13 protein-coding genes are annotated in these 12537 nt (G+C 71.7%); 6 read left to right on the forward strand and 7 right to left on the reverse strand.

Translation table 11 applies throughout. The features are described from left to right. Positions 1 to 36 precede the first annotated feature (36 nt). Positions 37 to 465, reverse strand: coding sequence for a nuclear transport factor 2 family protein (locus AB0881_RS14255; protein ID WP_366617129.1), 429 nt, complete (start codon positions 463 to 465; stop codon positions 37 to 39). After that, the gene (locus AB0881_RS14260; protein WP_366617130.1) at positions 399 to 680 is read right to left on the reverse strand and encodes a LysR family transcriptional regulator; all 282 of its coding nucleotides are present in this window, start codon (positions 678 to 680) and stop codon (positions 399 to 401) included. Before AB0881_RS14260 ends, AB0881_RS14255 begins: the two co-directional genes overlap by 67 nt. Before the next feature lie 201 nt (positions 681 to 881). Here AB0881_RS14260 and AB0881_RS14265 point away from each other — a divergent pair, with 201 nt between their 5' ends. Together AB0881_RS14265 and AB0881_RS14270 are read left to right on the forward strand one after the other, a co-directional pair. After that, positions 882 to 1736 carry a virginiamycin B lyase gene (locus AB0881_RS14265; RefSeq protein ID WP_366617132.1) on the forward strand — a complete coding sequence of 285 codons (855 nt, stop codon included), beginning with the start codon at positions 882 to 884 and terminating at the stop codon, positions 1734 to 1736. 57 nt (positions 1737 to 1793) lie between these two features. Continuing rightward, positions 1794 to 2471: a DUF5701 family protein gene (locus AB0881_RS14270; RefSeq protein ID WP_366617133.1), complete on the forward strand. Its 678-nt coding sequence runs from the start codon at positions 1794 to 1796 to the stop codon at positions 2469 to 2471. Positions 2472 to 2749: 278 nt separating this feature from the next. Here the strand turns inward: AB0881_RS14270 and AB0881_RS14275 are convergent, their stop codons facing one another. Further along, positions 2750 to 3148, reverse strand: a complete 399-nt coding sequence (locus AB0881_RS14275; RefSeq protein WP_366617134.1) for a VOC family protein — start codon at positions 3146 to 3148, stop codon at positions 2750 to 2752. A 93-nt stretch (positions 3149 to 3241) separates the two neighbouring features. Here AB0881_RS14275 and AB0881_RS14280 point away from each other — a divergent pair, with 93 nt between their 5' ends. The 3 genes from AB0881_RS14280 to AB0881_RS14290 all read left to right on the forward strand — a co-directional run bounded on the left by AB0881_RS14280 (position 3242) and on the right by AB0881_RS14290 (position 5469). Next, complete coding sequence (locus tag AB0881_RS14280; RefSeq protein ID WP_366617136.1) at positions 3242 to 4231, forward strand: YafY family protein; 990 nt, start codon at positions 3242 to 3244, stop codon at positions 4229 to 4231. Positions 4232 to 4432: 201 nt separating this feature from the next. Continuing rightward, entirely contained in the window at positions 4433 to 4918 is a 486-nt protein-coding gene (locus tag AB0881_RS14285; RefSeq protein WP_366617137.1) for a GNAT family N-acetyltransferase, read from the forward strand. Positions 4919 to 5088: 170 nt separating this feature from the next. Further along, positions 5089 to 5469 carry a hypothetical protein gene (locus AB0881_RS14290; RefSeq protein WP_366617139.1) on the forward strand — a complete coding sequence of 127 codons (381 nt, stop codon included), beginning with the start codon at positions 5089 to 5091 and terminating at the stop codon, positions 5467 to 5469. 318 nt (positions 5470 to 5787) lie between these two features. Here the strand turns inward: AB0881_RS14290 and AB0881_RS14295 are convergent, their stop codons facing one another. Continuing rightward, positions 5788 to 6678, reverse strand: a complete 891-nt coding sequence (locus AB0881_RS14295) for a hypothetical protein (RefSeq protein ID WP_366617141.1) — start codon at positions 6676 to 6678, stop codon at positions 5788 to 5790. A 546-nt stretch (positions 6679 to 7224) separates the two neighbouring features. Next, positions 7225 to 8496, reverse strand: a complete 1272-nt coding sequence (locus AB0881_RS14300; protein WP_366617142.1) for a cytochrome P450 — start codon at positions 8494 to 8496, stop codon at positions 7225 to 7227. Between the two features lie 24 nt (positions 8497 to 8520). On the opposite strand from AB0881_RS14300, the gene AB0881_RS14305 reads away from it, so the two are divergent. Further along, a complete protein-coding gene (locus tag AB0881_RS14305) occupies positions 8521 to 8934 on the forward strand; it encodes a PaaI family thioesterase (RefSeq protein ID WP_366617143.1) in 414 nt (137 codons plus the stop codon). Between the two features lie 3 nt (positions 8935 to 8937). Here the strand turns inward: AB0881_RS14305 and AB0881_RS14310 are convergent, their stop codons facing one another. Both AB0881_RS14310 and AB0881_RS14315 read right to left on the reverse strand, forming a co-directional pair. Beyond that, a complete protein-coding gene (locus tag AB0881_RS14310; RefSeq protein ID WP_366617145.1) occupies positions 8938 to 9798 on the reverse strand; it encodes an ADP-ribosylglycohydrolase family protein in 861 nt (286 codons plus the stop codon). A gap of 16 nt (positions 9799 to 9814) precedes the next feature. After that, complete coding sequence (locus AB0881_RS14315) at positions 9815 to 12430, reverse strand: AAA family ATPase (protein WP_366617146.1); 2616 nt, start codon at positions 12428 to 12430, stop codon at positions 9815 to 9817. Between the last annotated feature and the right edge of the window lie 107 nt (positions 12431 to 12537).

A 12537-nucleotide genomic window follows, 5' to 3' on the forward strand; every position in this document is an offset into this window, starting at 1 on the left:
AGAGAGTCGTTGGAGGCGCCGGAATTCGAGGCCTCGCTACGGGACTACGACGGGCGGTCGGTCCGCGACCCGTAGCCACGTTCCGTCCGGCTGACGACGGGCGATCTCGGCGGTCACCTCGCCGTTGGCCAGCGTGGTCGCCGTCAGTGCCAGTTCGCCGTTCACCAGCGCCGGCTGCTGCCTGCCCGGCGAGATCACCGTCCCCGCCGCGACCATCTGCTCGAACACCTTGCGGATCTCCGCGTGTCCGGTCGCGAGGCTGCCCGGCGGAAACGCCAGCACGGCGTTCGGCTCGTACAACGCCACCATCCCGTCGACATCGCCCGCATTAGCGCGCTCGACGAAGTACTTGCCCAGGTCGTTCGGCTCATTGGCCACCGCCTTGCGTGTCATGTTGATCAGCCTCCCAATGAACCACGACATCCTGTGTCGCGTATTCCGGGAACCTTCGTAGAGCAGCTCCACGGCCTCACGTACGGGTGTTCTCCGGCAGGAGGTGATGTGCGCACCCTGCGGCTGGTGCGGTCGTACAGCCGGGCGCTGATGCGGCGCTCCTGTCTTCTGGTCGCCTGGCTGGCGTGGGCCTGGGAGATGTGCGGCCGCTCGGCGGTACGGCTGAAGTGCGATTCCTCCGTCCAGGGAGGAAGATCTCGTTGTCTCGCGGCTCCACTCGTTCTCATCGACGCGTGGGTTCGATCGGTACGAAATCATGTTGATCACGAGAGGCGCCCGGATGGAGGGTGGGACCGTTCCAGGACCAAGGTCGCCGACCTGGTCACCGAGCACGCCCGCACCATCATGGCCGGAACCCCGGCCGACATCGAAACTATCGCCGTCCGGCACCGTCGCGAGGGAGACCGTTGATCATCCAGGAGTACGACGTGGCCGATCGCGGTGGCGGCCCGTACGCGATCACCACGGGAGCGGACGGTGCGTTGTGGTTCACGCTCGTCCACAGTGGCCATATCGGCCGGCTCGTCCCCGGGGAGGGGCCCACGACCTACCGGCTCGATCCGGCGTGCGGGCCGACGATCATCGCGCACGGGCCGGACGGAGCGCTGTGGTTCACCGAGTACCAGGCGCACCGGATCGGACGGATCACCACAGGCGGCACGGTCTCGGAGTTTCCGCTGCCCACCCCGGACCGCGGCCCGTTCGGCATCGCCGCCGGGCCGGACGGGGCGCTGTGGTTCACCGAGACCGCCGCCGGCCGGATCGGACGGATCACCGCCGAGGGCCGGGTCAGCGAGTTCCCGCTCCCCGTACCCGGCGCGTTCCCCTCCGCGATCACCGCGGGCGCGGACGGCGGGATGTGGTTCACCCTGAACCAGGCCAACGCGATCGGGCGGATCGGCATGGACGGGACGATCACCGTTCATCCCCTGCCGACCGAGTCCGCCGCACCGGTGGGCATCGCCGCAGGGCCGGACGGCGCCCTGTGGTTCGTCGAGATCGCCGCCGGGCAGATCGGCCGCATGACAACTGATGGACGGGTGACCGAGTTCGCGCTGCCCGACCGGGCCGCCCGGCCGCACGCCATCACGCCCGGCCCTGACGGCGAGCTGTGGTTCACCGAGTGGGGCGGCAACCGCGTCGGCTCCATCAGCGTCGATGGCGTGATCCAGGTGTACGACCTGCCCACGCCCGGCTCGGAACCCCACGGCATCACCCTCGGGCCGGACGGCGCCCTGTGGACGGCGCTGGAAACCGGCGCCCTCGCCCGTATCACCCACTGACCCCTCAAAGGGGTGAAACGCCCCGGCCGGTACCGACGGATCGCACGAAAGGGAATCATGACGCCACAGACGACCATCGACGCGGGCACGGAATTCGACCGGCAGGTCCACAATCTGGTCGAGCGCGAATACCCGGCAATGGCCGGCATGACCCCAGAGCAGTTCCACGCCCTGGTCGCGCCCTTGCGGCCGGTCGCCGTGAACGCCGTGAACGCGGGGGATCTCGGCCACGAGCCCGACGCCGGCCGGTTGTCCTTCCTCCTCGTGGTCAAGCGTCAGGTCGTCCCGATCGAGCAGATGATGCCGCGCACCACCCTGTACGGAAAGGCCAAGCCCGGTTTCGTCGACCGTTCCTTCGAGCCGGGATCCCTGGAACGTTTCGTCGCCATCGAGGAGGTCGACCTCCCCGATCAGCCGGTCTACCTGCTGTTCGGCATCGAACGCGGCGAGGAGTTCTGCGGCGCCGTCCCCAACGACGCCATGGCCGCCATCGGCACCAGGGGACGGACCCTTCTCACCATCGAGGAGGGCATCGCCGTGATCACCCAGTTCCCGGAGGTCCTGGTCAAGAACAAATGCTTCTCCCTGGGCGGCTCGCGCTCCGGTGACCGCCGCGTCCCGGCGATATGGATCAGCCAGAACGCCCCCAAGCTCGGCTGGTGCTGGGCGGGCAACCCCCACACCTGGCTCGGCATGGCCTCCGCCGCCCATCGCGGCATCGAACGAGAGGGATAGGCCTCACGAGCGCTGATCGGCGCCCGGCTCTTCGCGGCGAGCTGCGGACCAGGCCGCGAGGATGTTCGGCGGCGACGCCGACCTGGCCGGCTCATTTAGGCGTCCCGGCGAGAAGAGGGGCGGGCCGCCCGTCACCCGCAACGGTAATGCGCATGCTCCGCGAAACCGACCTTCTAGCTATCGGCCAGTGTGCCTCACAGGAGACGCGGCGCTACTTGCCCTCCGCCGTGGCTTCGGGGATTCGGGGCTCGGGTGGAACGCGGGTGGTCCGTTCGGCGTCAGCGAGCGAACTTCGCGACGGCGGCCGGGGTCACCGGGGTGAAGAAGTTGACGAGGTTGCCGTCGGGGTCGCGGAACAGCAGCGACCGGTTGCCCCAGGGCATCGTGGTGGGCTCGGTGACGAAGTCGGTGATGAAGTCCGTCAGGTTCCAGTACGTGCGGTCCACGTCGTCGACCAGGAACTCGATGATCACGCTGTGGTTGTCGGCCGGGCGGGCGGAGCCTGGAGCGAACAGCGGGACGGTACGGGTGCCGGCGATCGCCAGGGTGGCGCCGGGGGTCGTGAGCTCGGCGAAGTCTTCAGTGGACCAGACCGCCTTCACCTCGGTGGCCTTCTCGTAGAACTCGACGAGGCGTGCGACGTCATCGGTGATGATGCGGATCGAAACGAAATCCATGGCGTTCCTCCTAGGTTCGTGGGGTCTGCGCTTGGGCACGTTAGGCGCAATAGTGGACAGAATCGGTCCACTATCGGTCGTAGGCTGAGAAATATGTCCCGACCCACCGGCCGCATGCTCGTCCTGCTGGAGCTGCTGCAGTCGGGCGGCACCCGGACGATCGCCGAACTCGCCGACCGGCTCGGCGTCGAGGGCCGTACCGTGCGGCGGTACGTCGACCAGTTGATCGACCTCGACATCCCCGTCGAGGCGGTGCGCGGCCGCTACGGCGGCTACCGCCTCGCCCGCGGCTACCGCCTGCCGCCGCTCATGCTCAACGACGACGAGGCGCTCGCGGTGCTGCTCGGCCTCATCGCCGGCCGGCGTACGGGGCTGGCGACGGCGGCGGACACCGCAAGCGAGACGGCGGCGGCCAAGATCCGGCGGGTGCTTCCCGAACGTCTCGCCCACAGGCTCGACGCGCTCCAGCGGTCCCTCGCCTTCACCAAGCCGCCCCACGAGTTCGCCGCTCCGGACGCCGGGACCCTGCTGACCATCGCCGATGCGGTACGCCACCACCGGCCCGTCTCGTTCAGGTACACCGATCGCCATGGCCGGCGCAGCGACCGCACCCTGCATCCGTACGGGATCGTCAGCCATTCGAGCCGCTGGTACGTCACCGGCGCAGACCCCGCGATCGGCGAGAACCGGACCTTCCGCCTCGACCGCGTCACCGAGGCCAGAACCCAGCCCGGCACCTTCGAGGCCCCCGCCGGGCCGGACCCGGCACAGCGCGTCCTGTCGGGATTCGCCGCAGCGCCGTACCGGCACGAGGTGACCTTGCGGATCCACGGGACGGTCGAGCAGCTCCGCGCTCGCTTTCCCGTCTCCATCGCGACCGTGGAAGAGCTCGTACCCACCACAGAACAAGATCCAGCAACCGAGTGTTGGCACCGGGTCGAGCTGCGGGCCGAACGGCTCGACTGGTTGCCTGCGCTACTCGCCTCACTCGACCGGCCGTTCGTCATCGAACGCCCCGATGAGCTGCGCGACCTCGTCATCGGGCTCGCCGACCGCCTCGCGTCCCACGCCCGCCGCACCTGACAGCCTCACTCAACGCGGAGGCAGCACGCTCTGTGCTCACAGGCGGCGGCACAGTCGGCAGCGGCCCACGTCCCGGTTCGATCGCGGGGCGCACCGTCCTCCAACGGCGCAGGCGAAAGCGGCGTCACCCGAGCCATGGATAAACGAGTTGTCCCGGGAAGTGGAGGTCGGCACCCTGGCGGAGGGGAGGTGGTGCGGGTGATGAGCGTCGTCGTGGAGTTTTCGGTACGTGACTTGGTCCATGAGGACCTGCCGTCGTGCACGTGGGCCGGTTCCGGCACGCACCTCGCGCATGTCGCCGACGCGCTGGAGCGCAGGCACCGTGGCGAGGTGGACTACCTGGCGATTTGCCCTCCGTCCAACCTCCCGGTGGCCATCGGCGGAGTCGACTACGCACCCTCCCCGGAAGCGGGATCGCTGTGGCAGTTTTCGGTTCATCCGGCCTTGCGGTCGTGCGGGATCGGCACTGCTCTGGTCCGCGCCGCGGAGAAGCGGATTCTTGAGAGGGGTCTTTACTGGGCCGAACTGGGAGTGGAAGAGTCCAATCCCAGGGCCCGCGCCCTCTATGAACGACTCGGATATGTGGCCTATGACCGCAGGCCGGAAGCTTGGGACGCAGAAGCGCCGGACGGTTCGGTGATCCGCTACGAGACGATCTGCACCCTGATGCGAAGGCGGCTGGAGTAACTGTCGGGCTCTGCGCCCACCCCACCAGCACGCCACGCACCAGCCGGAAGGTACGGCCTTGGCGGCAAGTCCGGCGGGCACCGGGAGGACCGACCTCTGGCCACGAGGGAACTGGAACTCGCCGCGCACACCAGGCACAGTGGCGGGAGCCTCTCCATTGGAGAACACGCGTGGGCGCTCTCCAGCATCATCCATCGCAGACCTTGACGGCACCGGACGGCGAGCGCGTCGAGATCGACACGCTGATGGTGCCCGTCGTCGCCACTCTGTGGCAGCTCGGCTACGAGACGCTCCTGAGCTGCCAAGACGGCGGCGAGGCTACTCTCGCTGGAACCACGGGGGCCGAAGCCGACGAGATCCCACGTCTCGCCAGGATCAATGCCGGGCGCGCATGGGTCACCGTACGAACGGACGCGGCGCCGGCGCTGATGACCATCTTGGCCGGCGTCGAAGCAGTCCGGTCGGTCCCGGCACGGGCCGACGGCTGGACGTCGATCAGCTGGCCCACCTCGGCGATCGATCAAGTGGCCGAGTGCCTGCGCAGCCGGTGACCTCCTGCAGCTGAGTGCCGAGTTTCGAAGCGACGCGCGACCGACCCCTGGCGGGCGGCGAGTCGGGCCGTCGGCGTCGCCTCGCGCGTGAATTGGCTTGCCGTCGCCTCGGATGCGGCAGGCGCGTTCGTTGCTTCGGCGGGCGATCCGGGGTCGCGGTGGTCTCCTTCGCGGGAGTGCCAAACCGGCGCCCGGGACGGTGGGGAGTGAGGCGGATCGCGGCGTCGGCGTGGCCCCTGCCTGCGGGCAGGGCGTTCTGGGTTGAATACGGGAAGCCCGCGCCGTGCGGCGCGGGCCTCCGGGTTTCATCGTGCCGGGTCAGACCCGCTTGGACGGATCGCCGCCGCCTCCGCCGGAGGGCGGGTCGGCGTCGAGCTTGTTGAGCTTGCCGTGCCCGGGGTCGGGCGCGGGACCGGCGCCGCTGGGCGGCCCGCCGCTGCCGGGCGCGGCGTTGCCGGACGGGGCACCGCCTCCGCTGGGCGTCGGCGCCGGAGGCGCGCCACCGCTCGGCGCGCCGCCGGACGAGCCGTCGCCCGAGGAGCCGCCGTCGTTGTGCGAGTCGTAGCTGCCGTTGTCGCTGTTGCGTTGCCGCTTCCTGGCCTGCGACTCGCGGCCGCTGTTGCCGTAGTCCGGATCGACCGTGTTGGAACTGGCGCCCTGCCGCCCGTAGGTCTTGGGCTCGTCGTCGTCGAGGTGGCTGCCCACCTTGCCCTTGGTGACCTTGCCCGACTTGATCCGCGACCGCGGCTCGTCCTCGTCGCGATCCCGCTTCGGGCCGGTCCTGGGAGCCGGTTCCGCCGTCCGGTCGCGAAGCAGCAGGTCCAGGTTCCTGCCCTCCTGGCCGGCGCGGTACTGGTAGAGCGCGTACCGGTCGTTGGGGTTCATCCCGATCTCCGGCTCGGGCCAGTGGAGGTCCATGAGGTATTTCCTCAACTCGGGGTTGAAGTAGTCGTTGAGGAACTCCTTGTCGTCAAGGCCGAGGAAGTCCCTGAGGTCCCGGCTGAGCCGCCCTGACCAGTTCATGCCCTCGAACTCCTCGTACTCGGCGAGGTACCGGCCGGCGGCTGTCTTGTCGTGCGTCAGCCGGTCGACCAGCCAGGCCATGTTCTTGGCGAGCATCCGCCGGTAGACGATCTCCAGGCCCTGGACGGCGACTTCCGTGGTGATGTTGCCCTTGCTGAGGGGGCCGCGGCGAGTCGTGCCGGGCACGTTGCCGGGCGTGAACCTGGGCTGCTCGGGGACGACCGAGGGCCGCCTCGTCGACCAGGTTCCATCCGGCGGTGCAGTGGGCGGGCTCCCGGGCCCGAAACCGGGGGCAGGGAGCGGCGCACGTCCTGGGCTGTTCGGGGCGACCGGCGGACGGCCGGGCCCCTGCTGTCCTGCGGGCGGACGCTCCGCCGCCCCACCGGACGGCCCCGGCCGCACGGGCGGAGGGCCGCTCGGCCTGGTCGGCCCTGGCGCCGCCCCGCCCGTCCCCCGGCCGTCGGAGCCGTTGGCCTGCCCGCCCCATCCTCCGTTCGTGCCCCGCCCGCTGGGCGCGAGCCCGGCGCGGCCGGGAGCGCTGCGCGCGTCGCCCCGGTACCCGGGTCGGCTGTCCGGCACGGCACCGGCGCGGTCGGGGACGCTGCCCGCACTGCCGCGCCAGCCGTCCGAGGTCTTCGATGTGTGTTGGCGTGTTGAGGCCCGTGGTCGCGGTGAACATGAGGGCCTGAGGGGAGGCGCTGGACGGGGGCGTCCAGATGAGTGGGGTTGGGGTCAGTGGAGGGAGATTGGGAGGTGTTTTAGGCCGTTCTGGAAATTGGAGGCCAGGCGGGTTTCGGGGGCGGTGCGGTGGATTTTCAGGGGGAGGAGTTGGCGGAAGAGGGCGCGCATCTGGACGCGGGCCAGGTGGGCGCCGAGGCAGAAGTGGGGGCCGAAGCCGAAGCTGACGTGGTCGTTCGGTGTGCGGGTGATGTCGAAGACGTCGGGGGACGGGAAGACGGACTCGTCGCGGTTGGCGGAGGCGTGGTAGACGACCACTTTCTCGCCGCGCTTCACGTGCTGGGAGCCGAGGGTCAGGTCGCGGGTCGCGGTGCGGCGGAAGTCCATGACCGGCGGCCAGTAGCGGAGCATCTCCTCGATCGCGCCGGGGAGGAGGCCGGGGTCCTCCTGGAGTTTTCGGAGTTGGTCCGGGTTTTCCAGGAGGGTCAGGAGGCCGCCGGGGATGCCGTTGCGGAGTGTTTCGTTTCCTGCCACGGCGAAGAGGAAGAACATGTTCTCGAATTCGTCGGGGGTCAGGCCGCCCGCGAGCATTCGGGACATGATGTCGTCCCCTTGGCGTTTGCTGGAGGCGAGGGCGTGCGCGTACGCGAACATGTCGCGTAGGGCGGCGCGGGAGCGGGGGTTCATCGGGCGGCCGTCGGGGCGATGTGGGGAGTGCGGGCGGGAGCGGACGGCGGTGCGGCCCATGGGGGTCAGCGAGTCCAGGTCGGCGGTGGAGAGGCCGGCGTACTCGGCGTCCTGGTAGCCGATCACCCGGGAGGCCCAGTCGTACAGGAGCCGGCGGTCCTCGTCGGGGACGCCCATGAGCCGTGCGAGCGTCCAGACGGGCAGGTCGGCGGCCAGTTCGACGAAGTCGAGTTCGGTGCCGCGGGCGGCGGTGACGAGGGTGCGGGCGCGGTCCTCGATGGTGGATTCGAGGGCGCGGACGGCGCGCGGCGTGAACGCGGCGGCGACGATGCGGCGGAGGCGGGAGTGGCCGGGCGGGTCCTGGTTGAGCATCATCGCGCGGACGAACTCGAGGTCCTCGGGCGTGTCGGGGTCGCGGATCTGGGTGGCGCCGAGGTGGGAGGAGAAGAGGTCCGGGGAACGCAGGACGTGCTTGACGTCGGCGTGCCGGAACACGGCCCAGTAGCCGGGGCCGGCGGGCCAGGGGCCGACGGCGGGTTCGGGGATCCGGCAGACGGGCGCCTCGGCGCGGAGGCGCCGGAACGCCTCGTACGGGACGCCCGCGGCGTAGGTGGCGGGCAGGAAGATCTCCTCACGCATGCCTTCAGCGTGCATCATGGCGGGGTGACGGTGAAGCCCGCGGACGGCGATGACATCCTGCGCGAGAATTTCGCGCCCTGGGTCCGGGACCTGGGACTGAAGGTCGAGGACGTGGGGGAGCGGCGCGCGGTGCTGCGGCTGCCCTGGTCGGAGCGGCTGGCCCGGGAGGGCGGTGGGCTGTCCGGGCAGGCGCTGATGGCGGCGGCCGACACGGCGACGGTGATCGCGGTGTCGGCGGCGCGGGGCGGGTTCGTGCCGATGACCACGGTGCAGCAGAACACGACGTTCCAGCGGCCGGTGGCCGGCAAGGACGTGCTGGTCGAGGTGGTGATCACGAAGCTGGGGCGGACGCTGGCGTTCGCCGATGTGACGATGACCGCCGATGGGGAGGACGAGCCGGCGGCCCGAGCCTCGACCGTGTACGCGATCCTGGGCTGACCGTCAGCCCAGGAAGTACGGCAGGGGTTCGCACGCCTCCAGCCAGGAGGCGGGGAGGCCGGTATGGGCGGCGACGATCCCCCCGACGATCGCGCATGTCGTGTCGATGTCGCCGCCGGCGGCCGCGGTGGTCCAGAAGGCCCGTTCGTAGTCGTCCAGGTGGTGGGCGGCGGCCCAGATCGTGAACGGGACGGTGTCGCGGGCGGCGACCTGGCGGCCGTTGCCGAGGACGGAGGCGGCCAGGGCGGGATCCCGTACGGTCAGGAGCCGCCGCGCTTCCTGGATGCCGTCGTGGACGTTCCCGTGGGGCACGTGCCGGAGGATCGTGTCGATGAAGGCGCCGGGGGAGGGCCGTTCGCATGCGATGGCGGCGGCTACTGCGACCGCTATCGCGCCTGCTACCGCCTCGGGGTGCGGGTGCGTAACGGCGGCGGACAGTTCCGCTTCGCGGGCGGCCTTCTCGACGTTGTCGGCGTACCAGGCCCCGAGGGGCGCGACCCGCATCGCGGCGCCGTTCCCCCAGGAGCCCTGCCCGTCGAACGGTTCGTGTGCCAGGACGCGCCAGTCGCCGCCCTCTCTTATCAGGCGCAGCAGCCGGTTGGTGGACGGCCCGTAGCCGCGGTCGAAGTCGTGGTGTTCGGCGAAGGCCGCTGCAAGGGCGTTCTGGTCGATGCGCCCATGCTGAGACAGGACGAGCAGTACCGAGGCGGCCATCTCGGTGTCGTCCGTCCATTCCCAGGGAGGGGGCGGGAGGGTCTGCTCTTCATAGGCGGGACGGTTGGCGGGGATGAAGAACTGCGACCCGAGGGCGTCTCCGAGTGCCAGCCCCAGCAGGGAGGCGTGGGCGCGGTCATAGGCGGTCATCGCCGACCATTCTGGCTCAGCCGGCCACCGGTTCCAGGAGTTCGCGCAGGCGGGTGAGTTCCTTGCGGGAGGAGACGCCGAGCTTCGGATATGCCTTGTACAGGTGGTATTCGACCGTCCGCGGGCTGAGGAAGAGCTGGGCGGCGATCTCGCGGCTGCTGTTGCCGTCGGCGGCGAGCCGGACGACCTGCCGTTCCTGCGGGGTGAGGCGGTCGAGCAGGGCGGGCGCCGCCGGTTGGGCGTGGTCGCCGTCGCCCGTCGCGCGCAGCTCGGCGCGCGCCCGTTCCGCCCAGGGTTCGGCCCGCAGCCGTTCGAACGCCTCCAGCGCCGAACGCAGCGGTACGCGTGCGTCGGAGCGCCGCCGCGCCCGCCGCAGCCACTCCCCGTAGAGGAGTTCCGTCCGCGCCTTCTCGAACGGGCGTCCGGCGTGCAGTGCGAGCGCGTCCGTGAACGGCTTCTCGCTGTCGGTCAGCAGCGCCTGCGAACGTGACGCGACGGCCAGGGCCCATGGCTGCCGGCCGGCTTCGGCCCAGGCGGCGAACGTCTCGTGCGCCTCCTGCGCGCGTTCACCGGAACCGGCCCGGACGGCGGCCTCGACCAGGTCGGCCGCGGAGATCATGACGTCGGCGGTGTGCCGGTGCGGGCCGCGCACGACCTGCTCCAGGCGGCGGACGGCGTCCTCGTACCGGCCGAGTCCCAGGTCGAGCAGCCCGAGCGAGCCGCCGTCGGCGCCCGCGACCGAGCGCTCGTCGCCCTCGATGGCCGCGACCCGCGAGAGGACGTCCGCGAGGCGTTCGGCGCGCCGCTCGAAGCCGGTGTCGCGGGCGAGGCCGGTCGCCTCGGCGACGGTCGCCCGCGCGTCCTGGTGCAGCCCGGCGGCGATCTGCGCCTGCGCGAGCAGCTGGAGGACGTTCGGCAGCGCGCCGATGAGGCCCTGCCGGCGGCAGAGCGCGGCCTCGGCGGCGGCGCGGTCGAGCGCGCCGGCGTCGTTGCCGACGATGAGGGCGGCGAGGATGGCCTGGACGGCCTCGATCCGGTCGTCCACCCCGCCGGCGTCCAGGCCCGCCAGCAGCGGCAGGCCGCGCCCGTAGTCGCCCTCGATGAGCCGCGCCATGCCCTGGACGGCCCGGTCGGTGGCGGGCAGCAGCGCGGCGGCCCGGCACAGCACGGGCGACTCGCCGGCCATCCAGGCGTACGCCGCGGCGGTCCGCAGCAGCGCGTCGCGGTCGCCGCCGTCCATGCGTCCGGCCTGGTCGGCGAGCATCCGCGCGGCGGCGCGCGGGTCGCCGCGCTCGAACTCGACCGTCGCGCGCAGCCGCGCCAGGACGGCGTGCCCGGCCGGGTCGTCGGTGATCCGCTCGGCGGCCGCGGCGAGGTCCTCGGCGCCGCGGGTCTCGCCCGCCTGGAGCATCGCGGCGGCCGCGGTGGCCAGCCGGCGGGCCCGGTCGACGCGCTCGGGCGTCAGCTCGGCGGCCTGCTGGTAGAGGCGGGCGGCGACGTTGTACCCGGTGCGGTCGCACGCCCGTTCCGCCGCGGCCTCCAGGTCGGCCGCGACGCTCTCGTCGGGCGCGACCGCCGCGGACGCCCGGTGCCGCACGACGCAGTCGACGTCGGTGGCGGTGTCCGCCAGGGCGCGGTGCACCTCCAGGCGCCGGGCGGCGGTGGCGCCCTGGTAGGCGGCGGCGCTGATCAGCGGGTGCCGGAACCGGTACGCGGGCGGCGCCACCTCCATCAGCCCGGCGCGTTCCGCGGCCTCCAGGTCGCCGAGGCCGGCACCGAGCGCCCCGGCGGCGACGAGCGTGCTGGGCAGGTGGCCACGCCCCTCGGCCGCGGCGATCAGCATCATCAGCCGGGTGCGTTCCGGCAGCCGCGCGATCTGCTCGCGGAACGCGGCGGTCACCCGGTCGGCGAGCGGCAGCGGCGCGGTCGCGGTGCCCGGCGCGCCGCCGCGCCCGTTCCAGGCCGATCCCAGCTCGATCAGCGCCAGCGGGTTGCCCGCCGACTCCTTGACGATCTGCTCGCGCAGTAGCGCCGGTACGCCGTCGTGCTCGCGCAGCAGCCGTACGGCGTCCTGGCGGCCGAGCCGGCGCGGCCGCAGCTCCTCCAAGCCGCCGCCGTCGAACCCCTCGTCCCGGGCGGCGAACAGCATCAGCACGCCCTCGGCCGCCAGCCGCCGCGCCGCGAACAGCAGCGCCTCCGCGGTCGCGGCATCGAGCCACTGCGCGTCGTCGACCACGCACAGCAGCGGGCCGGCCTCGGCGAGGTCGGCGAGCAGGGTGAGGACGGCGAGCCCGGCGAGGAAGCGGTCGGCGCCGCCGGCCGGGGCGTCGAGGCCGAGCGCGCCGCGCAGCACGGCGGCCTGCGGGCCGGGCAGGGCGTCCAGCCGGTCCCGGACGGGCCACAGCAGCTGGTTGAGGCCGGCGAACGCGATCGTCGCCTCGGCCTCGAAGCCGGTCGCCCGGAGCAGCCGGCCCTCGCCCGGGGCGGCCTGCGTGACGGCCCACTCCAGCAGCGTGGACTTCCCGATGCCGGGCTCGCCGCGGATCACCGCGGCATGGCTGCGCCCGTGGTCGCGCACGTCCGCGATCAGCCGCGCGATCCGCGCCTGTTCCTCTTCCCGCCCGTAGAGCACCCCTCAAAACTACGGTGCCCGGTACCGAAACCATACGGATTCGCCCCGTACCCGCCCGCTCCTAACGTCGTCAGCAGCAGGAACGCGATGACGACATCTTGGGAGAA

This window comes from Spirillospora sp. NPDC029432, assembly GCF_040703975.1.
GTDB lineage: Bacteria > Actinomycetota > Actinomycetes > Streptosporangiales > Streptosporangiaceae > Spirillospora.